The 23637-nt window shown below is 43.9% G+C and carries 15 protein-coding genes, 24 tRNA genes and 2 rRNA genes (1 of these 41 running past the window's edge); 37 read left to right on the forward strand and 4 right to left on the reverse strand.

Annotated elements, in window-relative coordinates; genetic code table 11:
- From GFC30_RS04485 to GFC30_RS04640, 32 genes are all read left to right on the forward strand, one after another.
- Positions 1-1921 (forward strand): 23S ribosomal RNA (locus tag GFC30_RS04485); it begins 1004 nt to the left of the window's first position.
- A gap of 365 nt (positions 1922-2286) precedes the next feature.
- Positions 2287-2403 (forward strand): 5S ribosomal RNA (gene rrf, locus GFC30_RS04490).
- Positions 2404-2413: 10 nt separating this feature from the next.
- Positions 2414-2489 (forward strand) — tRNA-Val (locus GFC30_RS04495).
- A 150-nt stretch (positions 2490-2639) separates the two neighbouring features.
- Positions 2640-2715, forward strand: a tRNA-Thr gene (locus tag GFC30_RS04500).
- Between the two features lie 128 nt (positions 2716-2843).
- Positions 2844-2916 (forward strand) — tRNA-Lys (locus GFC30_RS04505).
- Between the two features lie 7 nt (positions 2917-2923).
- Positions 2924-3005: transfer RNA gene (locus GFC30_RS04510), tRNA-Leu, on the forward strand.
- Positions 3006-3009: 4 nt separating this feature from the next.
- Positions 3010-3084: transfer RNA gene (locus GFC30_RS04515), tRNA-Gly, on the forward strand.
- Between the two features lie 6 nt (positions 3085-3090).
- Positions 3091-3176 (forward strand) — tRNA-Leu (locus GFC30_RS04520).
- Positions 3177-3179: 3 nt separating this feature from the next.
- A tRNA-Arg gene (locus GFC30_RS04525) sits at positions 3180-3256 on the forward strand.
- A 3-nt stretch (positions 3257-3259) separates the two neighbouring features.
- Positions 3260-3336, forward strand: a tRNA-Pro gene (locus GFC30_RS04530).
- A 13-nt stretch (positions 3337-3349) separates the two neighbouring features.
- Positions 3350-3425 (forward strand) — tRNA-Ala (locus GFC30_RS04535).
- Between the two features lie 5 nt (positions 3426-3430).
- Positions 3431-3507, forward strand: a tRNA-Met gene (locus GFC30_RS04540).
- A gap of 7 nt (positions 3508-3514) precedes the next feature.
- Positions 3515-3591: transfer RNA gene (locus tag GFC30_RS04545), tRNA-Ile, on the forward strand.
- 14 nt (positions 3592-3605) lie between these two features.
- Positions 3606-3698, forward strand: a tRNA-Ser gene (locus GFC30_RS04550).
- 157 nt (positions 3699-3855) lie between these two features.
- Positions 3856-3932 (forward strand) — tRNA-Met (locus tag GFC30_RS04555).
- Between the two features lie 3 nt (positions 3933-3935).
- Positions 3936-4011, forward strand: a tRNA-Asp gene (locus tag GFC30_RS04560).
- A gap of 166 nt (positions 4012-4177) precedes the next feature.
- Positions 4178-4253, forward strand: a tRNA-Phe gene (locus GFC30_RS04565).
- Positions 4254-4331: 78 nt separating this feature from the next.
- Positions 4332-4404, forward strand: a tRNA-Thr gene (locus tag GFC30_RS04570).
- Positions 4405-4424: 20 nt separating this feature from the next.
- A tRNA-Tyr gene (locus GFC30_RS04575) sits at positions 4425-4509 on the forward strand.
- Between the two features lie 3 nt (positions 4510-4512).
- Positions 4513-4583: transfer RNA gene (locus tag GFC30_RS04580), tRNA-Trp, on the forward strand.
- A gap of 7 nt (positions 4584-4590) precedes the next feature.
- Positions 4591-4666, forward strand: a tRNA-His gene (locus tag GFC30_RS04585).
- A gap of 21 nt (positions 4667-4687) precedes the next feature.
- Positions 4688-4762: transfer RNA gene (locus GFC30_RS04590), tRNA-Gln, on the forward strand.
- A 3-nt stretch (positions 4763-4765) separates the two neighbouring features.
- Positions 4766-4837 (forward strand) — tRNA-Gly (locus GFC30_RS04595).
- Positions 4838-4842: 5 nt separating this feature from the next.
- Positions 4843-4916 (forward strand) — tRNA-Cys (locus GFC30_RS04600).
- A gap of 86 nt (positions 4917-5002) precedes the next feature.
- Positions 5003-5090, forward strand: a tRNA-Leu gene (locus tag GFC30_RS04605).
- Positions 5091-5318: 228 nt separating this feature from the next.
- A tRNA-Gly gene (locus GFC30_RS04610) sits at positions 5319-5392 on the forward strand.
- Between the two features lie 149 nt (positions 5393-5541).
- Positions 5542-6687, forward strand: a complete 1146-nt coding sequence (queG, locus tag GFC30_RS04615; protein WP_066323089.1) for a tRNA epoxyqueuosine(34) reductase QueG — start codon at positions 5542-5544, stop codon at positions 6685-6687.
- A 45-nt stretch (positions 6688-6732) separates the two neighbouring features.
- Positions 6733-7599 (forward strand): amidase domain-containing protein, encoded by an 867-nt coding sequence (locus GFC30_RS04620; protein WP_066327142.1) that lies wholly within the window; start codon positions 6733-6735, stop codon positions 7597-7599.
- A 113-nt stretch (positions 7600-7712) separates the two neighbouring features.
- A complete protein-coding gene (trmL, locus tag GFC30_RS04625; protein ID WP_066323090.1) occupies positions 7713-8186 on the forward strand; it encodes a tRNA (uridine(34)/cytosine(34)/5-carboxymethylaminomethyluridine(34)-2'-O)-methyltransferase TrmL in 474 nt (157 codons plus the stop codon).
- Between the two features lie 302 nt (positions 8187-8488).
- Positions 8489-10384 carry a PrkA family serine protein kinase gene (locus tag GFC30_RS04630; protein WP_066323091.1) on the forward strand — a complete coding sequence of 632 codons (1896 nt, stop codon included), beginning with the start codon at positions 8489-8491 and terminating at the stop codon, positions 10382-10384.
- 183 nt (positions 10385-10567) lie between these two features.
- The gene (gene yhbH / locus GFC30_RS04635; protein ID WP_066323092.1) at positions 10568-11728 is read left to right on the forward strand and encodes a sporulation protein YhbH; all 1161 of its coding nucleotides are present in this window, start codon (positions 10568-10570) and stop codon (positions 11726-11728) included.
- A gap of 199 nt (positions 11729-11927) precedes the next feature.
- The gene (locus GFC30_RS04640; RefSeq protein ID WP_066323093.1) at positions 11928-13886 is read left to right on the forward strand and encodes a PhoX family protein; all 1959 of its coding nucleotides are present in this window, start codon (positions 11928-11930) and stop codon (positions 13884-13886) included.
- A 256-nt stretch (positions 13887-14142) separates the two neighbouring features.
- On the opposite strand, the gene GFC30_RS04645 is transcribed toward GFC30_RS04640, so the two are convergent.
- The 3 genes from GFC30_RS04645 to GFC30_RS04655 form a co-directional block, all read right to left on the reverse strand.
- On the reverse strand, positions 14143-14835 hold the full coding sequence (locus tag GFC30_RS04645) for a hypothetical protein (protein WP_066323094.1): 693 nt from the start codon (positions 14833-14835) through the stop codon (positions 14143-14145).
- Positions 14836-14937: 102 nt separating this feature from the next.
- Positions 14938-15609, reverse strand: coding sequence for a response regulator (locus GFC30_RS04650; RefSeq protein ID WP_066323095.1), 672 nt, complete (start codon positions 15607-15609; stop codon positions 14938-14940).
- 11 nt (positions 15610-15620) lie between these two features.
- Complete coding sequence (locus tag GFC30_RS04655) at positions 15621-17198, reverse strand: ATP-binding protein (RefSeq protein WP_066323096.1); 1578 nt, start codon at positions 17196-17198, stop codon at positions 15621-15623.
- Between the two features lie 96 nt (positions 17199-17294).
- Between GFC30_RS04655 and GFC30_RS04660 the strand changes: the two genes are divergently transcribed.
- Together GFC30_RS04660 and GFC30_RS04665 are read left to right on the forward strand one after the other, a co-directional pair.
- On the forward strand, positions 17295-18329 hold the full coding sequence (locus tag GFC30_RS04660) for a TRAP transporter substrate-binding protein (RefSeq protein ID WP_066323097.1): 1035 nt from the start codon (positions 17295-17297) through the stop codon (positions 18327-18329).
- A gap of 153 nt (positions 18330-18482) precedes the next feature.
- Positions 18483-19748 carry a dicarboxylate/amino acid:cation symporter gene (locus GFC30_RS04665; protein WP_066323098.1) on the forward strand — a complete coding sequence of 422 codons (1266 nt, stop codon included), beginning with the start codon at positions 18483-18485 and terminating at the stop codon, positions 19746-19748.
- Between the two features lie 357 nt (positions 19749-20105).
- Here the strand turns inward: GFC30_RS04665 and GFC30_RS04670 are convergent, their stop codons facing one another.
- Positions 20106-21179: an IS630 family transposase gene (locus tag GFC30_RS04670; protein ID WP_066323099.1), complete on the reverse strand. Its 1074-nt coding sequence runs from the start codon at positions 21177-21179 to the stop codon at positions 20106-20108.
- Positions 21180-21265: 86 nt separating this feature from the next.
- Here GFC30_RS04670 and GFC30_RS04675 point away from each other — a divergent pair, with 86 nt between their 5' ends.
- From GFC30_RS04675 to bacA, 3 genes are all read left to right on the forward strand, one after another.
- The gene (locus GFC30_RS04675; RefSeq protein ID WP_066323100.1) at positions 21266-21967 is read left to right on the forward strand and encodes a pirin family protein; all 702 of its coding nucleotides are present in this window, start codon (positions 21266-21268) and stop codon (positions 21965-21967) included.
- 37 nt (positions 21968-22004) lie between these two features.
- Positions 22005-22616: an NAD(P)H:quinone oxidoreductase gene (gene wrbA, locus GFC30_RS04680; RefSeq protein WP_066323101.1), complete on the forward strand. Its 612-nt coding sequence runs from the start codon at positions 22005-22007 to the stop codon at positions 22614-22616.
- A gap of 177 nt (positions 22617-22793) precedes the next feature.
- Positions 22794-23585: an undecaprenyl-diphosphate phosphatase gene (gene bacA, locus GFC30_RS04685; RefSeq protein WP_148660421.1), complete on the forward strand. Its 792-nt coding sequence runs from the start codon at positions 22794-22796 to the stop codon at positions 23583-23585.
- The last annotated feature ends 52 nt before the right edge of the window (positions 23586-23637 follow it).

Below are 23637 nucleotides of genomic sequence, written 5' to 3' on the forward strand. Positions count from 1 at the left end.
GATCCGTGGTCAAAAGGGAAACAGCCCAGATCACCAGCTAAGGTCCCAAAGTATACGTTAAGTGGAAAAGGATGTGGAGTTGCCCAGACAACCAGGATGTTGGCTTAGAAGCAGCCACCATTTAAAGAGTGCGTAATAGCTCACTGGTCGAGTGACTCTGCGCCGAAAATGTACCGGGGCTAAACGTATCACCGAAGCTGTGGGATGACTTGCGTCATCGGTAGGGGAGCGTTCTAAGGGCAGAGAAGCCGGACCGGAAGGACCGGTGGAGCGCTTAGAAGTGAGAATGCCGGTATGAGTAGCGAAAACAGAGGTGAGAATCCTCTGCACCGAAAGCCTAAGGTTTCCTGAGGAAGGCTCGTCCGCTCAGGGTTAGTCGGGACCTAAGCCGAGGCCGAAAGGCGTAGGCGATGGACAACAGGTAGAGATTCCTGTACCACCTCCTCTCCGTTTGAGCGATGGGGGGACGCAGGAGGATAGGGCAAGCGCGCGACTGGTAGTGCGCGTCCAAGCAGTTAGGCGCCTCAAGTAGGCAAATCCGCTTGAGTAGGCTGAGCTGTGACGGCGAGGGAAAACTAGTACCGAAGTTCCTGATTCCACACTGCCAAGAAAAGCCTCTAGCGAGGAGAGAGGTGCCCGTACCGCAAACCGACACAGGTAGGCGAGGAGAGAATCCTAAGGTGCGCGGGAGAACTCTCGTTAAGGAACTCGGCAAAATGACCCCGTAACTTCGGGAGAAGGGGTGCTCTGTTGGGTGAAAAGCCCGAGAGAGCCGCAGTGAAAAGGCCCAAGCGACTGTTTAACAAAAACACAGGTCTCTGCGAAGCCGAAAGGCGAAGTATAGGGGCTGACACCTGCCCGGTGCTGGAAGGTTAAGGGGAGCGCTTAGCGCAAGCGAAGGTGCGAACCGAAGCCCCAGTAAACGGCGGCCGTAACTATAACGGTCCTAAGGTAGCGAAATTCCTTGTCGGGTAAGTTCCGACCCGCACGAAAGGTGTAACGACTTGGGCACTGTCTCAACGAGAGACCCGGTGAAATTATAGTACCTGTGAAGATGCAGGTTACCCGCGACAGGACGGAAAGACCCCGTGGAGCTTTACTGCAGCCTGATATTGAATTTTGGTACGACATGTACAGGATAGGTGGGAGACGGAGAAGCCGGGACGCCAGTCTCGGTGGAGTCGCCCTTGGGATACCACCCTTGTCGTACTGAAGTTCTAACCCGCACCCCTGATCGGGGTGGGAGACAGTGTCAGGTAGGCAGTTTGACTGGGGCGGTCGCCTCCTAAAGCGTAACGGAGGCGCCCAAAGGTTCCCTCAGAATGGTTGGAAATCATTCGTAGAGTGTAAAGGCAGAAGGGAGCTTGACTGCGAGACCTACAAGTCGAGCAGGGACGAAAGTCGGGCTTAGTGATCCGGTGGTTCCGTATGGAAGGGCCATCGCTCAACGGATAAAAGCTACCCCGGGGATAACAGGCTTATCTCCCCCAAGAGTCCACATCGACGGGGAGGTTTGGCACCTCGATGTCGGCTCATCGCATCCTGGGGCTGTAGTCGGTCCCAAGGGTTGGGCTGTTCGCCCATTAAAGCGGTACGCGAGCTGGGTTCAGAACGTCGTGAGACAGTTCGGTCCCTATCCGTCGCGGGCGTAGGAAATTTGAGAGGAGCTGTCCTTAGTACGAGAGGACCGGGATGGACGCACCGCTGGTGTACCAGTTGTCCTGCCAAGGGCACCGCTGGGTAGCTATGTGCGGAAGGGATAAGCGCTGAAAGCATCTAAGCGTGAAGCCCCCCTCAAGATGAGATTTCCCATCGCATAAGCGAGTAAGATCCCTCGAAGATGACGAGGTCGATAGGTCCGAGGTGGAAGCGTGGCGACACGTGCAGCTGACGGATACTAATCGATCGAGGACTTAACCATAGAAAAGCGTAGGCGACTGTTCAGCCACGAAGAGAGCGAAAGGCCTGCGAGGAGGCTGTTGCCGCCGCAGCAGGATGGAAGCGATTCGAGGGGCTAGGAGCCGAAGCTAGACAATCGGAAAAGCGGAGAACGGTCCTTGGCGGAGCCAAGGGAACATCCGACGGAAGCGCAAGCTTTCGACGAAGACGTGCTTGCACGTCGATGGAGAAAGCGGACGCGGAGGAGGATGTTAGTTCGGAGCTAGACATGACGAAAAGCGTAGGCGACTCCTTTTCTTCTGCCCCTGTTATCTAGTTTTGAAGGAACAAAAAAACCTTGACACATATAAGAGATTTATTATAATAGTAACTGTCTGTATCAAATTGCCTAGTGACGATGGCGGAGAGGACACACCCGTTCCCATCCCGAACACGGAAGTTAAGCTCTCCAGCGCCGATGGTAGTTGGGGCTCGCGCCCCTGCAAGAGTAGGACGTTGCTAGGCAGTACATATCGGAGGATTAGCTCAGCTGGGAGAGCACTTGCCTTACAAGCAAGGGGTCGGCGGTTCGATCCCGTCATCCTCCACCATTATTGTTTGCCGGCTTAGCTCAATTGGTAGAGACGAGCAGCACATCAGTGAAATCACTGCGAGTTGCCTCGACGCATCGATGCTCCTTGAATGAACTAGCAGAGGAAGAGGCACAATAAAATTCTATATCCAGCGGTTTATCTTATTATGCCGGCTTAGCTCAATTGGTAGAGCAACTGACTTGTAATCAGTAGGTTGCGGGTTCAAGTCCTGCAGCCGGCACCACGATCTAATGAGCTTCTACGAGTGTGCTACAGCGTAACGCTCGAGCGGTTCCTTGGTTAAGCATACTGAGAGTGAAGCGTTGTAAAGGCGAGAAGACATTAACGTGTTATATTTGGATAATGTAAAATGAGCCATTAGCTCAGCAGGTAGAGCATCTGACTTTTAATCAGAGGGTCGGAGGTTCGAGTCCTCCATGGCTCACTTGTTTGCGGGTGTGGCGGAATTGGCAGACGCACCAGACTTAGGATCTGGCGCCTTACGGCGTGGGGGTTCAAGTCCCTCCACCCGCATGATGCGGAAGTAGTTCAGTGGTAGAACACCACCTTGCCAAGGTGGGGGTCGCGGGTTCGAGTCCCGTCTTCCGCTCCATGCGTCGCCGGGGTGGCGGAATTGGCAGACGCACAGGACTTAAAATCCTGCGGTAGGTGACTACCGTGCCGGTTCGAGTCCGGCCCTCGGCATTTGCGCTCGTAGCTCAATTGGATAGAGCATCTGACTACGGATCAGAAGGTTAGGGGTTCGAATCCTCTCGAGCGCGCCATTTCGGGAAGTAGCTCAGCTTGGTAGAGCACATGGTTTGGGACCATGGGGTCGCAGGTTCGAATCCTGTCTTCCCGACCAGTTAGTGGATAATGGGGCCTTAGCTCAGCTGGGAGAGCGCCTGCTTTGCACGCAGGAGGTCATCGGTTCGATCCCGATAGGCTCCACCATATTTGGCGGTGTAGCTCAGCTGGCTAGAGCGTACGGTTCATACCCGTGAGGTCGGGGGTTCGATCCCCTCCACCGCCACCATCGATTCGGACCTTTAGCTCAGCTGGTTAGAGCAGACGGCTCATAACCGTCCGGTCGTAGGTTCGAGTCCTACAAGGTCCACCATTTTGTGAATACACGGAGGAGTACCCAAGTCTGGCTGAAGGGGTCGGTCTTGAAAACCGAGAGGCGTCGAGAGGCGCGCGGGGGTTCGAATCCCTCCTCCTCCGCCATTAATTATTATCATCTCGGGGTGGAGCAACAAGCAATACATCGATGAATCCACTGCGAGTTGCCTCGACGCATCTAACATCTTCAAAATAGCTAGTAGAGGAAGAGGCAGCCAAAGAGACATTGAGCATAATAAAAAGTTTATTTATCTTTTATCGTCGCGGGGTGGAGCAGCCTGGTAGCTCGTCGGGCTCATAACCCGAAGGTCGCAGGTTCAAATCCTGCCCCCGCAACCAAATGGTCCCGTAGTGTAGTGGTTAACATGCCTGCCTGTCACGCAGGAGATCGCGGGTTCGAGTCCCGTCGGGACCGCCACTATATATTTTGGCTTTGTGATGGCTCAGTAGCTTAGTCGGTAGAGACGAGCATCAGCATCATCGAATAAGCGACGAGTTGCTTCGACGCATTTAACTTCCTCGAATATGCTAGTAGAGGAAGAGGCACAAAGCAATCAATAACCATGATAAAAGAATAAAAATATGGCTCGGTAGCTCAGTCGGTAGAGCAAAGGACTGAAAATCCTTGTGTCGGCGGTTCGATTCCGTCCCGAGCCACCATTTTTTATGTAAAAAAGATGACTGCTTTACAAGCTAAGTTAGAATACAACCTTTGTGTAGAACAGTTAGTTGTATAGTGCCGACTTAGCTCAATTGGTAGAGCAACTGAATCGTAATCAGTAGGTTGCGGGTTCAAGTCCTGCAGTCGGCATCATTTATATAAATATAAATGGAGGGGTAGCGAAGTGGCCAAACGCGGCGGACTGTAAATCCGCTCCCTGTGGGTTCGGCGGTTCGAATCCGTCCCCCTCCACCATTTAGGGGCATAGTTTAATGGTAGAACAGAGGTCTCCAAAACCTCCGGTGTGGGTTCGATTCCTACTGCCCCTGTTTTATGGCGGCTATGGCGAAGTGGTTAACGCACCAGATTGTGGCTCTGGCATGCGTGGGTTCGATTCCCACTAGTCGCCCCATTAGCTGCATAGCACATTCATTGGGGTATAGCCAAGCGGTAAGGCAACGGACTTTGACTCCGTGATGCGTTGGTTCGAATCCAGCTACCCCAGCCATATGCGGAAGTAGTTCAGTGGTAGAACACCACCTTGCCAAGGTGGGGGTCGCGGGTTCGAGTCCCGTCTTCCGCTCTCTCGGCGGCATAGCCAAGTGGTAAGGCAGAGGTCTGCAAAACCTTTACCCCCGGTTCGAATCCGGGTGCCGCCTCCATTATGTTGCAAGTCTTTATATCAAAAAATATTGACTTGTAAGATGAATATTGATATAATAATTTATGTCGTTAGTTAATATTATTTGCCGATGTGGCGGAACTGGCAGACGCGCACGACTCAAAATCGTGTGGGGTAGCCCCCCGTGTGGGTTCGACTCCCACCATCGGCACCATTTCGTAACAGGGAGTACCTGTTTTTTATTTTAATTTCTTCTCGACAAAATTTGACCTTTTTTTCAAATATGCGGGTGTAGTTTAGTGGTAAAACCTCAGCCACGAGCGACACATCCGTGAATTTGCTACGAGTTGCCTCGACGCACCAATCATCTTCGAATATGCTGGCAGAGGAAGAGGCATGGGAAGTGCGTGTTGAGAATAAAGATAACAGTGATATGTAAAATGCGGGTGTAGTTTAGTGGTAAAACCTCAGCCTTCCAAGCTGATGTCGTGGGTTCGATTCCCATCACCCGCTCCATTATACATAGGGGACAACGCAGTGTTTCGTTTCTTCGGGAGAACGGGGCATTGCGTTTTTTTATTTTCTCTGAAGATTTAAATAATTTACGTTTTTTTCGCTTGCTTTTTTGCTCATCGTCGCCTATTTTAGCGAAAGGAGGTGCTGCCATGGATATTGATCAACTCAAGAAAGAAATTATTGTATATAGCCAAGAGATAGGCATTGATAAAATCGGATTTGCCAGCGCTGATCCATTTATAGAGTTAAAAGAACGGCTGCTTCAGCAGCAACAACTGGGCTATCAATCAGGATTTGAAGAACCAGATATAGAAAAGCGTACAAACCCGTCGATGCTTTTGCCGCATGCAAAGTCGATTATTGCAATTGCACTTGCTTATCCATCAAAAATGAAAGGTGCACCACGAAGCACAAAGGAAGCGCGCAGGGGAATTTTTTGCCGTGCTTCCTGGGGGGAAGATTACCATCATATTTTGCGTCAGCGATTGAAAATGTTAGAGGATTTTATTTTAGCAAAAGTCCCGTCCGCACAAGTAAAATCAATGGTGGATACAGGTGAGTTAGCGGATCGGGCAGTAGCAGTGCGGGCAGGAATCGGCTGGAGCGGAAAAAATTGTGCTGTCATTACACCAGAGTTTGGCTCATACGTTTATTTAGGAGAAATGATTACAACGATTCCATTTCCTCCAGATATACCAATCGAAGACCGATGTGGGACATGTACAAAATGTATTGAAGCATGTCCGACTGGTGCTCTCGTTCAAGAAGGACAACTTAATGCGCAACGGTGCATTGCATTTTTGACGCAAACGAAAGGGTTTTTGTCTGAGGAGTTTCGTGATAAAATCGGAAATCGACTATATGGGTGCGACACATGCCAAATGGTATGCCCAGCAAACAAAGGGAAAGATTTTCATCTCCATCCCGAAATGGAGCCAGATCCTGAAATCGTTAAGCCACTATTAAAACCGTTGCTACACCTATCTAATCGTGAGTTTAAGGAAAAGTATGGTTCGCTTGCAGGTTCTTGGCGTGGGAAAAAGCCGATTCAACGTAACGCGATTTTGGCATTGGCGCATTTTAAAGACCGGACAGCTATCCCGGATTTAGTGCACCTGCTTAAAGAAGATAGTCGACCAGTTATTCGCGGAACGGCTGCGTGGGCGCTTGGGAAAATTGGGGATGATAGCGTGGCAAAAATATTAGAACAAGCGTTACAGCATGAAAAAGACGAGGAAGTATTGCGAGAAATCGAAAAAGGATTACGAATGTTGCATACGCAAAGGAAAAAATGAAGACCCCGCCATATAATGTAATAAAAAAGAAACGTGGTGGGCATTGTGAAAAAACAGCTCGAGGAGCTTTTAGAAAAACGGGCACAGCTTTTTGTGTCGACGGAAAGAGCCCAAGAAGATTTCATTGTTGAGAAAAAGCAACACTTGTTGAAAAAGCGTGAAGCGGAAATCGTAAAATGTGAACTGAAAGGGCAAGTAGTTCGTAAGCAACAAATGGGGGAGTGGCTCCATGTCGACTATATCGTGCATTATCAATTTTTCATTGAACAGCATGGATGGATGTATATAGAGGAGAAAGTAGAACCGCGGCGTGCACGTTTTGCCCGAGGACGCTTAGTTGAAGAAAAACAAATTAAAGCGGTTGACGCACCTCGAGCGCCTATTCGTTTAGAGCGGGAAGGGAAAAAAGAGGCGGTCATTTATTACACGTATGATCGAAGAAAGGCTGTAAAATATGCAGAAACATGGTGGAACAGCTATCACCCGTCATTTCCTAAATTTGCGGTGGATTGCACCAATTTTGTGTCGCAATGTTTATATGCTGGTGGCATCCCGATGACGGGATATCCTAACCGCCAAAAAGGTTGGTGGATGAAAAATAAAAACTGGAGCTATAGCTGGGCGGTTGCTCACGCTTTTCGTTGGTATTTAAGCGGCGAGCATCCTAGGATAAAAACAATAGAAGTATCTACCCCAGACCAGCTAATGGTAGGGGATGTCATTTGCTATGATTTTGAAGGAGACGGTCGATTTAATCATTCCACGATTGTCGTGGCAAAAGATAAGCAAGGCATGCCGCTTGTTAATGCCCATACGACCAATAGCCGCATGCGTTATTGGTCGTATGAAGATTCAAGTGCTTATACGCCAAATATTCAATATAAATTTTTTCATATTGTTGATAAACCATAGTATAATAAAGCGGAGAACGATGACAATTTCACAGATGTACGTATCGAAAGGAGGGAATGAAACTTGCGTAAGGTTTAGGTAAGAGATTCCTTGCGTAAGTTTCGTGAATAAAGGTGGCTTTGCATGTAGTATTGTATCAACCAGAAATTCCAGCAAATACAGGAAATATTGCTCGGACTTGTGCAGCCACAGGCACAGCGCTGCATTTAATTCGCCCGCTTGGCTTTTCGACGGACGATAAAATGTTGAAGCGAGCGGGTCTTGATTATTGGCAGTATGTCGATATTTTTTATTACGATTCGCTCCAAGAGCTTTTTGACAAATATAAAGACGGGGAATTTTACTTTATTACGAAGTTTGGCGAGAAATATTATGATTCCTTTGATTACAGCAACCAAGAGAAAGATTATTTTTTCGTATTCGGACGTGAAACGAGCGGGCTTCCGAAAGAACTAATTGAAAATAATATGGAGCGCTGTTTACGAATTCCGATGAACGATAAGGTGCGATCCCTTAATTTATCCAATACAGCAGCCATTTTAGTATACGAGGCTTTAAGGCAACAAGGATTTAAAGGGGTATATTAATAAAAAACGACCTTCAGTAAGGGAGGTCGTTTTTTATTGATTAATTTTTTACACCAGGCTTGTCATTGTAGCCAGCAGTAAAAATAGCCGTTAAAAAGGTAACAATCACGCCAATTACAAGCAATGTTCTCATGCCGCTTTTCCTCCTTTATCAATAGTCGTCCTTTTTTTATTATAGCCGATGTGGCAAACAATGTTTAGAGGAGAAGGCAAATTTTTATTTCGTGGCGAATGATTACGGACATCCTTGCATACATTGTAATAATCTTTCAGCTAGACATCAAGGATGGGGAGGTTCTTGAATGGATATTTTAAAGAAAATTGCGAAATACCGGGAGGAAGAACAACGGTTAAAGTGGGAAGGAACCTTCGCTGAGTATTTAGAGGTTTTAAAAGAAAAGCCATGGGTTGCCCAGTCCGCTCATTCGCGTGTCTATAATATGATTAAAGACGCTGGGGTAGAAGAAGTTGATGGAAAAAAGAGATACAATTTCTTTAGCGGACAGTTGTTTGGACTAGAAGAGGCGTTAGAACGGTTAGTAGAAGAGTATTTCCATCCCGCAGCAAAACGTCTAGATGTCCGAAAGCGAATTTTGTTATTGATGGGGCCTGTCGGCGGTGGGAAATCGACGCTTGTGACGATGTTAAAACGAGGACTAGAAGCGTATTCGTTGACAGATCGCGGGGCGGTATATGCAATTAAAGGATGTCCAATGCACGAGGATCCATTGCATCTTGTCCCACATCATTTGCGCGATGAGTTTTATCGTGAATATGGCATTCGGATTGAAGGAGAGCTTTCCCCGTTGAATATGATGCGGCTAGAAAAAGAATATGGTGGTCGAATTGAAGATGTCATAGTCGAACGCATTTTCTTTTCAGAAAATAAACGGGTTGGAATTGGTACCTTCAGTCCATCGGACCCGAAATCGCAGGATATCGCCGATTTGACGGGAAGTATTGATTTTTCTACGATCGCTCAATATGGCTCTGAGTCCGATCCACGTGCATATCGTTTCGATGGGGAACTGAATAAAGCGAATCGCGGAATTATGGAATTTCAAGAAATGCTAAAGTGCGACGAGAAATTTTTATGGCATTTGCTTTCTTTAACACAAGAAGGAAACTTTAAAGCAGGACGTTTTGCGCTAATTAGTGCCGATGAATTGATTATTGCGCATACGAATGAAACAGAGTATCGCTCTTTTATATCCAACAAAAAGAATGAGGCGCTTCATTCGCGGATTATCGTCATGCCAATTCCGTATAATTTAAAAGTGTCGGAAGAGGAGCGGATTTATGAAAAAATGATTCGCGAAAGCGATGTGGCGGATGTGCATATTGCCCCGCATACGCTTCGAGTGGCAGCGATGTTTACGATTTTGACACGTCTAAAGGAACCGAAACGCTCTGACATTGACTTAGTGAAAAAAATGCGTTTATATGATGGAGAGGCAGTGGAAGGATTTAGCGAAGTAGATGTGGAGGAGTTGAAAAAAGAGTATCCGGATGAAGGGATGAGCGGTATTGATCCGCGTTATGTCATTAACCGCATTTCTTCTTGTATTATTCGGAAGGAAGTTCCTTCAATTAATGCGCTTGATGTGCTTCGTTCGTTAAAAGAAGGGCTTGACCAACATCCATCGATTTCGAATGAAGATCGGGAGCGGTATTTAAACTTTATTTCGCTTGCTCGAAAAGAATATGACGAAATCGCGAAAAAAGAAGTGCAAAAGGCGTTCGTTTATTCGTATGAAGAATCAGCGAAGACATTAATGGATAACTATTTAGATAACGTAGAGGCGTATTGTAATAAAACGAAGTTGCGCGATCCGTTGACAGGGGAAGAAATGAACCCGGATGAAAAACTGATGCGTTCGATTGAAGAACAAATCGGCATTTCAGAAAACGCGAAAAAGGCGTTTCGTGAAGAAATTTTAATTCGCATTTCGGCATATGCACGAAAAGGGCAGCGTTTTGATTATAACTCGCATGAACGGCTGCGCGAAGCGATCCAGAAGAAATTGTTCGCCGATTTAAAGGACATTGTCAAAATTACGACATCGACGAAAACGCCAGATGAGCAGCAATTAAAAAGAATTAACGAAGTCGTGGCTCGTCTCATTGATGAATACGGGTATAATTCCACATCGGCGAACGAACTGCTTCGCTATGTGGGCAGTTTGTTAAACCGCTAAGCATGCCTACAGGGCGTGCTTCTTCTCATTTTAGGCTTGTCCGTCGGTTGAATTTCCCTAATTATTTGTCAATTATTTAAGTTTTTTGCATAGGATAGAGTAAACAACCGTTATTATTGTATGTCGTAGACGCCAACATCAGTATATGATGAAAATTAAAAAAAGTGATAAGGAGGGGAAACGATGAGCGGAAATTTTGTTGTGTCAAAAGAAGACTGGTCCCTCCATCGGAAAGGACATGATGATCAACAAAGACACCAAGAGAAAGTGAAAGAAGCCATTAAAAATAATTTAGCAGATTTAATCACAGAAGAAAGCATCATTATGTCCAACGGTCGCGATGTCATTAAAATTCCGATTCGTTCTTTAGATGAATATAAAATTCGGTATAACTACGATAAAAATAAGCATGTCGGCCAAGGAGATGGGGACAGTCAAGTAGGCGATGTCGTTGCCCGCGATGGCTCTAGTGATGGGCAGAAAGGACCAGGAACGGGGCAAGGTGCTGGCGACCAAGCCGGACATGATTATTACGAGGCAGAAGTATCGCTACTGGAGTTGCAAGAAGCGTTGTTCAGCCAGCTCGAATTGCCGGATTTGAAGCGAAAAGAAATGGATCAAAACATCGTTCAACATATTCAGTTTAATGATATTCGGCGTACAGGGTTGATGGGGAACATTGATAAAAAACGGACGATGATGACTGCGTTCAAGCGGAATGCGATGAGCGGAAACCCGAGTTTCTATCCGATTTATCCGGAAGATTTAAAATTTAAAACGTGGAATGAAGTGGTAAAGCCGGATTCGAAAGCGGTTGTTTTGGCAATGATGGATACGAGCGGCTCGATGGGCTTATGGGAAAAATATATGGCGAGAAGTTTTTTCTTCTGGATGACCCGTTTTTTACGGACGAAATACCAAACGGTCGACATTGTATTTATTGCGCATCATACGGAAGCGAAAGTCGTGACAGAAGAAGAATTTTTTACAAAAGGAGAAAGCGGTGGCACGATTTGCTCTTCGGCCTATCGAAAAGCGCTCGAATTAATTGAAACGCAGTATTCTCCGTCCCGTTATAACATTTACCCATTCCATTTTTCAGATGGCGATAACCTCACGTCAGATAATGCGCGCTGTGTAAAACTTGTCAATGAGCTGATGAAAGTATCGAATATGTTCGGATACGGAGAAGTGAATCAGTACAATCGCCATTCAACGCTTATGTCCGCATATAAAAACATTAAAGACGAAAAGTTCCGCTACTATATCCTCAAACAAAAATCAGACGTCTTTCACGCGATGAAGACGTTTTTCCGCAAAGAAGAAAATAAAATGCTCGTATAACCCCTTGCGTGATGCAGGGGGTTTTTTAAGGATTATGAACATGCTGGGAGCAATTTTTTGTTCATTTTTCAGTTTTGCTGAAAGGAAAACACCACTTTTTACATAAATTAACATTTAATTTACGAATCTATTGAAATATTTTAACAATGATCCTGTTAAATGTAAGTAGGACATTTATTTTATTACAAGGAGGAAAATGATGAAAAGGAAAGGAATTGTCGTTGCTTTGGCTCTTGGAATTATGGCTCCGGCATTGCACCCATCTCAAGCCGCAACAAAAGAAGTAAAGATTGAATCGATCTCATTTAGCGGCTCGAGAGTACCAACTACCGCTGAAGAAATGAGCAAGCCGTTTACAACAGCTTCAGTTGTTGTAAAGTATACAGATGGAAAAACAAAAAACTTCCCGCTTACATATAAGCAGCTTTTTAAAACAACCGATCAGTTTAAAATGTCCAATGGCGAGACGTTCTCAGCAGGTACACCAACAGATTATTATGGTGATCCCATTACAGACAAATCTGTAGACGGAAAACCTGTTCACTATGTATCTGATGCACCAGATGCGAACAGTCTGCTTCGCCCAATGAAAGACGGTTCTTTGTATCTTGTTTCTCATTATGAATATGATTCTTTAGACAATGCTGGAAATCCGGCATGGCGCCGCGTACCTGCTTCGATGACGTTAACGAAACTATATCAAAATATGAAAACAGGAGAGCTAAAGGTTGCAACTGTTGATAAAATTGATGTTTCAACAGTAAACGGTTTATGGGTGCCGTGCAACGGCTCGTTAACGCCATGGAATACGCACTTAGGTTCAGAGGAATATGAGCCTGATGCTCGTTCATTTGAATTTGACACATCAGATAAGCCCAGTCAATCAACAGCTCATTTAAAAGATTTTGCAAAGCTATATTTTGATGATGAGAAAAAAGCAAACCCTTATTATTACGGCTTTATTCCTGAAGTGTTTGTCAGTTCTGACGGAATGACGCGCGTTGTGAAACATTACAGTACTGGACGTCGTTCTAATGAATTGATGGTTGTCATGCCGGATGAGCGTACCGCTTACTTTGGAGACGATGGCGAATATACAATGCTGTTTATGTATGTGGCTGATAAGCCACGTGATTTGTCAGCTGGCACATTGTATGCGGCGAAGTTTATACAAACAAGTGCAGAAAACGGCGGGACCGGCAATTTAGAATGGATTAAACTCGGGCATGCGACGGATAAAGAAATTAAACGGATCATTGATAAAAGCATTAAATTCAGCGATATTTTTGAAGTGTCGAATGAACCAAAAGAAGGGTTTACTCCTGTTAAGCAATACTCAGGACAAGGTGCAAACTATGGCAAAATAGAATATTTGAAATTGAAGCCGGGTATGGAAAAAGCTGCGGCATTCTTGGAGACGCGCCGTTATGCAGCGATGTTGGGGGCAACAAGCGAGTTTAATAAAATGGAAGGTTTAGCGGTGAACGCGAAAGACAAAAAAGTGTATGTGGCCATTTCCGACATTAGTAAAGGGATGGAGAAAAACAATCAAGACCCAACGGATCACATTCAATTACCGAAAGTGAAAGCTGGTGCGGTTTATGAGTTAAGCTTAGAGCCAAGACAAAAGAGCACAGCTGGTGAGCCGATTAACAGTGAGTATGTTGCTTCTTCTATGAAAGCGCTCATTGTCGGTGAAGATTTGGCTCAACCTGACGCTTACGGCAATAAAGCGAACGTGAATAAAATTGCTGGCCCGGATAACTTAAGCTTTTCTGAGGATTATCGCACATTGTTTATCGGAGAAGACAGTAGCCAACATATTAACAATTTTGTATGGGCGTATAATGTGGATACGAAAAAATTATCCCGCATTTTATCTGTTCCCGCTGGTGCAGAGGCAACAGGACTTCAAGCGATTGATAACCGAAATGGGTTTAGCTACATTATGAGCAATTTCCAGCATCCGGGGGACGAATTAGACCATTTTGCACCGACAGCTGTCCAACTTGAGGATGTGAAAAAAGCGCTCAATGCTACATATGGAATTGATCAAGCCGGAGCTGTTGGCTATATCCAAGGATTGCCGAACATTCAGAAACTGCAGGAGGAATTAAAGAAACAGCAAAAAGCTCAACAGAGCAACAAGAAAAAATAAGAGACAAAAAGAAAGTCTGCCCCATAAATTATTGGAGCAGACTTTTTTATACGATAGCAGGTGAGTTGATTAACCAATAGAAAACCAGTTAAGAAGGCTCTATTCCTAGCTTTTCTGCCGTAGTTGGCTAAGCTTTGCTTAGGCTTAACCTCCGGGCTTGTGCGATCTTCACAGAGCCAAGGATGGCGACATTTCGCCGTTGCTCGCAGGACGCGGACTGCCTTTAGGCGCAATTGGGGACACTTTGCGTTTTTCTTTACTGTTTATTAGAAGAACTTGTCGGTTCGTTCGGATTGTCTAAGCTTTCATTTGGTTTTGTCACTTCTGTTTTTTCCACTGTAGAGAGCATTGCGAAAATCGGCTCAAGCACTTCTTGTTCGCGTGGTGTTTGGATGTTGACAATCATTGGCACATTCCCTTTAAGCCAAATGACGTTGACAGCCGTGTCATTTGTATAAGCCTTATACCAAACAGCGTCATGCAACAATCCTTGCAACGTATCGGTTGGTTGGCGAGCAGCATCAGCGGAAACGGCTTTTGCTTGTTCTTCGACCGTTTTTCCGTAGTCTATCTCCCCACCTTCTGGATGAAGCAAACTAATTCGGACGAACGAATCATCTTTTAAAAGCACGTCTGCGTTCGGTTCTTCCGCTTCTAATTCCCATCCTTCTAATACGTAAAGGGAAAATGACTGATTTTCGCTCGTTTTTAAATAAGCCATTTCTTCGTATGTTTTCCCGTTTCGGGTATAGCTCAATTTTTTTTCTAATAAACGAATTTTTTTGTTTTGTTCTTGGTGGTCGGTTGATGCTCCTTGTGTTTGTTCGCTGCTTTGTTTTTCCGTGTGTTTGCTTGGTAATGTTTTTGCTGCTTCTTGTTGTGTACCGCATCCCGATAAGAGCGAAAGCCCCAATATAGAAACAGCAGCGGCTTTGTATAACGGTTTCATTAAAAAACCTCCTTCGTTGTGGCAAAAGGTGTTTACACGATTAGTCGAGATGAGAAAAGAAAGGTTACATCTATATTATCAAAATATAGAGCTCCCGTAAAATTATGGTCGTTTTATATAGCGGTTTACTGGTCTACCGACACCGCCATATTGAATGTCAAGCTGCACTTTTTGTTGTTTCTCTAAATACTCTAAATACCTCCGAGCAGTGACGCGAGCAATGCCGACTCCCTCTGCCACTTCTTCCGCAGAAACAGGAGCGGTTTGTTGTTGCAAAAAGTCGACAATTTTTTGTAAAGTAATGTCATTCAGTCCTTTTGGAAGTTCGAACCGCCTCTCTTTTTCGTTAGACTGTAAAAGAGCGTCTAACTCTTTTTGCGTAACTTTTTCTTTTGTCTTTAATGTTTGACGGAAGGTGTGGTAATGCTCAAGTGCTTGTTTCAGCCGTTCAAACTTGAACGGTTTCATAATATAGTCAAAAGCCCCGTTTTGCAACATGCGCCGAACCGTTTCTATATCGTTAGCAGCAGTAATTGCAATGACATCCACTTCGAGTTTTTCTGTTCGGATAGCTTGGATTGTTTCAAGTCCATCTTTTAACGGCATATAAATATCAATAATTACTAAATCAGGTCGAAAATTGCGAACCATCTCCATTCCTTGCACACCATTAGCGGCCATGCCGATGACACGAAATGGAGGGACTTGTTCGATAAATTGGCGATTTACTTCTTGTACCATTGGGTCATCTTCTATTAATACCACTTTATACATTTCCCATCCCCTCACATTTCAAATGTAATGGTAAAAATCGTTCCTTTTCCTTTTTCCGATGTAACGTGAATGGTTCCATTCCCTTTGTCGACGATTTGTTTGATTAAGTATAAGCCGATGCCACGTCCTGCTGTTTTTTTGGTAGAAAATCCTTCATCAAACATTTGAGCTTGTACCGATTCTTCCATGCCGCAGCCGTTATCTTCCACGGATAGCGATAAAATTTCATCGGTTTGATCGATGCTAATATACACTTCTTTCGGACGGTCGCCAACCGTTTGAAACGAATCAAAGGCATTTTCAATTAAATTGCCAAGGATTACGACGAAATCGTGATGATCTAAAGATTTTGGAAATTGGTGCAATTGGCTATGACGGTCAATCGTTACAGTAATCCCTAGTTCCTTTCCACGGCTAATTTTGCTCAAAAGAAGACCGGAAATGCTTTCGTTTTTAATATTTTTGCTTAAAAAGCGAATGATTTCTTCTTGTTCGGCGGTGACTTGAAATACGTATTCTAGCGCCTTTTCTTTATGTCCTAGTTGAATGAGTCCAGCGATTGTATGGAGTTTGTTCATATATTCATGCGACTGTACGCGAAGAGCGCTGACGAACGCTTTTACACCTGTCAGTTCTTCCGCTAGTTTCCTTACTTCCGTCTGGTCTTGGAAAATAGCGACCGCTCCTACTGTTTTTCCGTTGATTTGAATTGGGATGCGATTGCTTAAAATCGTTAAATTTCGAATTTGTAATTCTTTGTTATAAATTGGCTGATTTATTTGTAAAACTTCTGGTAAATGAGTATCAGGAAGAACGGAACGAATAGGTTTTCCGATGACATCTTCTGTTACACCAAGCATCGTTTTCGCTTTATCGTTAAAAATAGTAATGCGTTCGTCTGTATCAATGGCAATAACTCCTTCGTGCATTGCGTTAAATGTTTCTGTCCGCTCCACTAGTAGTTTTGCAATTTCATGCGGCTCAAGTTGAAACATTTGTTGCTTAATATGTGAAGCCAATTGCCATGCGCCAAAGCCGCCAAATAACAAAGAAAGACCTGTAGTCACTATAACTTCCGCTTTTAATGATAGAAGCACTTGGATAAAGCTTGGGAGTAGGTATGCAGCAATGACAACCCCAATTTGGTTATGGTTATCGTCCATTACCGGAACAAAGGCGCGAACGACCGTGCCGATTTCTCCGCGTGCTTTTGAAGTATAGGTGTGTTCCGCAAACGCTGGTCCCTCATCTTTACTGTTAGAGCGTTTCCCAATCATTTCTTTGACAGGATGAGAAAGACGAATTTTATGCATATCAAGAACGGTAATGTAAGTAGCACCGTGAATGACGCGTAACCGTTCGACAATCGGATTGATTTTGTCTCGTTCTTTTTTTGTTCCTGTTATTTTTTGTTTAATTTCTGGAAGCTCAGCTACGGTACGGGCTGTTAATAGCGCCCGTTGCTTTAGCTCTTCTTCTTTTGTATGCATAAAGTTTCCAACGACGATGAGTCCTCCGAGTAACAATGAGAAACTAACAATAAAGAAAATAAGCGCAGTAATTTTCCAACGAATCGATAAACGTTTCATTCTTTCTCCCTCGGTCAATCGTTCTCGTTCTATTTTAACATTTCTTTTTTTCTGTGTTAGAATTTTCTTAAATCAATCGCTAAGTGGTGTAGGGAAATGAAAAAATGGTGGTTCGTCAGTGGACTGTTGTTTGTCGTAATAGGAGTGGTGATGTTTGTTGGGCAAAAACAAACATCTAACCAAATCGTGTATGATGAGGAACAAAAAGGTTTACATGAGCAAATTGTGATTTATTTTAGCCATGTCGTAGCGGAAAATACGCCGAAAGGGTTAGCAGCGCAAAAATTCGCAGAACTTGTCGAGGAGAAAACAAACGGTCGCGTCAAAATCGAAGTATTCCCGAACGGCTCGCTTTATTCTGACGATGAAGAAATCGATGCACTTTTGCGTGGCGACATTCAAATGATTGCCCCGTCCGTATCAAAGGTGACGCAATTACTTCCGGAATGGCAAGTGCTCGATTTGCCGTTTATTTTTGAAAACTACGATGACGTGGAACGGGTGTTTACGGGGAACGTGGGCAAAAGTTTATTAGCGATGTTAGAAAAAAAAGGGATGAAAGGATTAGCGTTATGGGGGAATGGCTTTAAGCAAATGACGAGCAACCGTCGTCTGCTTATCGAGCCAAGTGATTTTTCGGGATTGAAATTCCGTGTTATGCCAAGTGAAATAATCGAAAAACAATTTCAGCTTCTAGGGGCGAAGCCAATCGTGGTACCGTTTGATCGTGTGTATGAATCGTTAGAAAAACATGAGTTTGATGGACAAGAAAATACGATTTCGAACATTTATTCGAAAAACTTTTATCAGTTTCAAACGTATTTGACGATTAGTAACCACGGCTATCTTGGGTACGCAGTCATCGTGAACAAACACTTTTGGGATAAATTGCCGAAAGATATACAACAAAAGATTACAGAAGCGATGCAAGAAACGTCTGCTTGGAATTTAAAACAATCCAAAAAGCAAAATGAAGCAGAGCTAGCGAAAATGAAACAAAATCCACAGATGCATATTTACGAACTAACGGAGAAGGAACAAAAAGCGTGGAAACAAAAATTTGCACCTTTATATAACGAGTTTGAGCGAGAATTTGGAAGCAAGCTCTTGCGGCAAATTAAAGCTGAGTGATAGGCTCAGCTTTCTTTTTTTGGAGACCAAAATGAACAAAACGACCAATAGTAACATAATATTCAAATTTTTAAAAATATTCGTTACGATACAATCAACAAAGGGGTTTAAATTTGAAAGCGTTATCAAAAAACAAAGGGGAGAGAGGGAGAAATGAAAATCACGTTTAAAAATTTAACCGTTCAAGTTATTACGGGGATTCTTTTAGGGATTATTGTTGGGTTTTTATTTCCAGAGTTCGGAACAAAGTTGAAAGTATTAGCGGATGGGTTTATTAAGCTGATTAAGATGGTTATTGCACCGATTATTTTCTTTACCGTTGTCATCGGTATCGGCAATATGGGGGATTTAAAGAAAGTCGGGCGAATTGGCGGAAAAGCATTGATTTATTTTGAAATTGTGACAACATTTGCGTTGGCAATAGGACTTATTGTTGTGAACCTCGTAAAACCGGGGGCAGGCTTCAATACAGCAGCTGTAAAAGGTGGCGATATTTCACAATATACGCAACAAGCAGAAGCAGTAAATCACGGTGTCGTTGAGTTTTTGCTTGGCATTATTCCTGATAACGTCGTCGGTGCAATGGCCAAAGGGGAGCTGTTGCCGATTTTATTCTTTGCTGTGCTATTTGGTGTAGCAACCGCTGCCTTAGGAGAAAAGGCAAAACCGGTGGTAGTGTTATTTGAAAAGTTAACGGATATTTTCTTTGGCATCGTAAACATGGTCATGAAAGTATCGCCGATCGCTGCGTTTGGTGCGATGGCGTATACGATCGGAACGTTTGGATTAGGTTCATTAGTGGCGCTTGGAAAATTAATGGGTTCTGTATATACGACGATGTTCTTATTTATCGTTGTTGTGCTAGGCGCGATTGCGAAGTTTTATCGATTCAATATTTTTAAATTTATTGCTTATATTAAAGAGGAAATTCTCCTTGTATTAGGTACATCGTCATCTGAATCGGCGCTACCGAAAATGATGGAGAAGCTCGAAAAATACGGTTGTTCCAAATCGGTTGTCGGGTTAGTTATTCCAACAGGCTATTCGTTTAACTTAGACGGAACGTCTATTTATCTTTCGATGGCAGCAATGTTTATTGCGCAAGCATATGGTATTGATCTCACCATTTGGCAAGAGCTCACGCTGTTAGGGGTGTTGATGTTAACATCCAAAGGCGCAGCAGGGGTGACAGGTTCAGGATTCATCACATTGGCAGCAACATTAGCGGCATTTCCAATGATTCCAGTCGAGGGGATTGCTCTCCTTCTTGGGGTCGATCGTTTTATGTCAGAAGCGCGTGCGATTACAAACTTAATCGGCAACGGTGTGGCAACAGTTGTTGTTTCAAAAATGGAAAACGAATTTCACCCTGAGGCAGAGGCGCAGTTGGAGCGTACGAATATCACGTTAGCGAAATAACGGCAGCTTACGAAGCTGCCGTTTCTTTTGATCGGTTGACAGCAACTATATAAATGCACATTGAAGTGTTAACATTTTTCGACTGTCGGGCGACCGAACAACACCGCTCCCAGACAAATGAATTTGTCTGGGAGGCGGCTCGTTGTTCGGTTCTCTGTCACGCGAATGCGTGACGCAGGCAAGCCTTTGGCTTGCCTCCGACAGTCGAAAAAATAAGTGAAACTCCCCAGTTGCATGTATATAAATGATTTTATATAATAAATCTCGAATTAATAATTTTTTAATTAAATATTATTATCTTGATTTCGAGATTTACAGGAAGGAGGTGCATATTTGATTCAACTATATAGGTTCAGATTAATTTTCCGACATAGCAACCTGTCCGATGCGTTGGAGCACTTTTTCTGGAAACTCAGAAAGGTACTCTAAGAACGAAACAATCGATTCTCGTAACTCTTTTCGACTAGGATGAAACCGATTGGCAATGACACTCTCTTTCAGCCAGCCCCAAATTCGTTCAACTAAATTTAAATTCGGCGAATAAGGGGGTAAGAATACAAAAGTTAACTGTTCTTCGTGCTCCTGTAAAAAAGGCTGAAGGACTTTGGCATGATGAATTTTTGCGTTATCCAAGACCATCACCACATGTTTATCTGGATATTGGTTCAATGTGTATTGGAGAAACTGCAGAAAAGCCTGTGCATTACATTGGTCCGTTTCCATACAGAGAAATTCACCCGTTTCGATATTCACACCGCCTAATAAGCTGACTGTTGCGTGGTGTCCGTACGTAGGAATTTGTTTTTGGCGCCCTTTGACACTCCATGTGGCCCGAAGAGCTTGATAGTCCCGAATATGACTTTCATCTTCATAGATGATGACTGTGTTGTCGGGCAAGTTTTTTTTTATGAGTTCTATTTCTTGTTGAAACTCTTTTTGTTTTTGAGGATTCGCCCGTTTGAGAGTATACGTAGGGCGTGTATAGCGAAATCCCCATCGGTGGAGCATATCGCAAATCCCACCGCGAGACATGGTGACAGAAAATTTCTCTTCTAACACATGTTGAATGATTCGTGTATTCCAGCTGGTCTCGATGCCGTATCCTTCATCGGCAGGGGTGCTTTCTTCCAACATCTTTCTTAATTCGCGTTCTTCGTCTGGAGACAGGTACGGCTTTCTACCCGGGGCGTAATGGCGTTCTAATAGCGCATCCATGCCACCTTGATTAAACTTTTGAACGTAAATCGAAACGGTTTCGCGATGGAGGTTCAAAAGCTCAGCGACTTGGATTCCTAAGTAGCCTTGCATAATGAGACGAATCACTGCCATTCGTTTCGCCATGTTGGCATTTTTCATTCGGCGTTCCTGTTCTTGAAGACGTTCGATGGTCCAACCATGATCGTTCGTAATTTGTAATCCTTTTTTCTTCATTCTTCATCCGCTCCTTTGATTGACTCGTTTAGGAGCAGTATAGACAAGAATACAGGTTGATTAAACGTGTCGGAATTTCAAACTGAATTTATATATATCGTGCTGATGAGCGGTATCATGCCAATCATGGCTGGTTAGATACGTATTTTAGTTTTTCGTTTGCAGAATATTTTGATCCGAACAATATGAATTTTGGACCATTACGCGTGTTGAACGATGATGTGATTCAACCGTTACGAGGATTTGGGATGCATCCACATCAAGAAATGGAAATTGTCACAATCGTGTTAAGTGGGCAATTAAAGCATCAAGATAGTCTAGGGAATGAAGCGGTGACGACGTTTGGTGGCGTTCAACGAATGTCGGCAGGGACAGGGATTGTTCATTCGGAAGTGAATCCGTCAGCGACAGAGCCGGTGAATTTATTGCAATTATGGTTTTTGCCTGAACAACGTGGGATCGCGCCGTCATATGAAAAAACAACGTACGACATTGCACAGTTAAAAAATCAGCTGTTGCCGGTCGTGGAAAAAAATCCGTCCTCTCCGAATATCGCCCATATTCATCAAGATGTAACGATTTATTTATCGGATGTAGAAGCAGGAAACGACCTCGTATTTACACAAACAAACGGTCGGCGCATCTTTTTGTTTGTGATTGAGGGAGAATTAGCCATTAATGATAAGGCTAAACTATGGACGCACGATTCGGCGAGAATAACCGAAACTCCATCGTTGAAAATGACGGCAAATAGCGACACACGGTTAATGCTCATCGATCTCCCATAAGATTGGTGAGAAAAAATAAATAAGGAGAGAAGAAAATATGGAAAATGTAAAATTAGCGATCATCTATTACAGTTCAACGGGAACAAACTACAAATTAGCAAAATGGGCAGAAGAAGCAGCGAAAGAAACAGGGGCAGAAGTGCGGGTCTTGAAAGTGCCAGAACTTGCACCGCAAGAAGCTATTGAGTCGAATCCAGCATGGAAAGCGCATGTCGAGGCAACGAAAGACGTGCCAACCGTCACATTAAACGATTTAGAGTGGGCGGATGCGATCATTTTTAGCATGCCGACACGATTCGGCAACGTCCCATCTCAATTGAAACAGTTTTTAGATACAACTGGTGGACTCTGGTTCCAAGGAAAATTAGTGAATAAAGTCGTCAGTGCGATGACGAGTGCGCAAAATGCGCATGGCGGTCAAGAGCAAACGATTTTACAATTATACACAACGATGTACCATTGGGGGGCAATTGTTGTAGCACCAGGATATACCGATCCGTCAGTCTTTGCCGGCGGCGGCAATCCATATGGCACAAGCGTCACAGTCGATCAAAACGGTAACATTCTCGAAAATGCTGAAGCAGCAGTGAAACATCAGGCAAAACGCACTGTTCAAGTAGCGCAATGGGTGAAAAACGGTCAGAAATAAGGTGAGGAGGGCGGCTCCTCACCTTATTTTTATGAAAAAAATTTAATGTATTTGTTGCTTATTATTCATCGATATGTGATTAAATGAAACCGGACAAAACAGTATTGACGGAACATTTTCTGTTGTTGTACTGTAACAAAGTATGGATCAAGTAAAAGTGAACGAGGTGTAGCGATGTTGTGGCATTATCTTTCAGCAATTATTATGGGAATGGTCGAAGGACTTACTGAGTTTTTACCAGTATCTTCAACAGGGCATTTAATTTTAACTGGAGAACTGATTCATTTCACAGGTGAAGCAGCAAAAACGTTTGAAATTTTCATTCAGCTCGGTTCGATTTTAGCGGTTGTTGTTGTGTATTGGAAACGATTTTTTAATCTTTTTGGGCTCATGAAAGAACAAAAAGAAAAGGGGCTAAATTTGCTTCATATCATTTTTGCGATGCTTCCAGCTGTTGTTCTAGGGCTTATTTTGCACGATGCGATTAAAACCTATTTGTTTTCCCCGTATACGGTATTAATCGGTCTTGTTGCTGGGGGGATACTGATGATTGTTGCGGAAAAGAAACGAACAGCGGTCACAGCGTCAAGCCTCGATACGCTGTCTTATAAGCAGGCGTTCGGTATTGGTGTATTTCAATGTTTGGCATTATGGCCAGGGTTTTCACGGTCTGGATCGACAATTTCCGGAGGATTGCTCGTTGGAACAGACCGAAAAACAGCGGCAGAATTCTCATTTATTGTCGCTGTACCGATGATGGTAGCAGCGAGTGGATTGGATTTGTTGAAAAGCTATTCGTCTTTGTCGACGCAAGACATTCCCGTTTTTGCGACTGGCTTTATCACTGCTTTTCTTGTTGCGCTGTTAGCGATTAAAGTATTTTTGCGATTTGTTTCTAGAGTGAAGTTGACTCCATTTGCTATTTACCGGTTTGTCCTTGCATTGTTGTATAGCTTCATTTTATTTTAGGAGATGGGGAATCTCCTTCTTTTTTTTATGAGCAGATTAGTTGCTTTTTTGG

This window comes from Anoxybacillus amylolyticus (genome assembly GCF_001634285.1).
In the GTDB taxonomy this organism is placed as follows: Bacteria; Bacillota; Bacilli; order Bacillales; family Anoxybacillaceae; genus Anoxybacteroides; species Anoxybacteroides amylolyticum.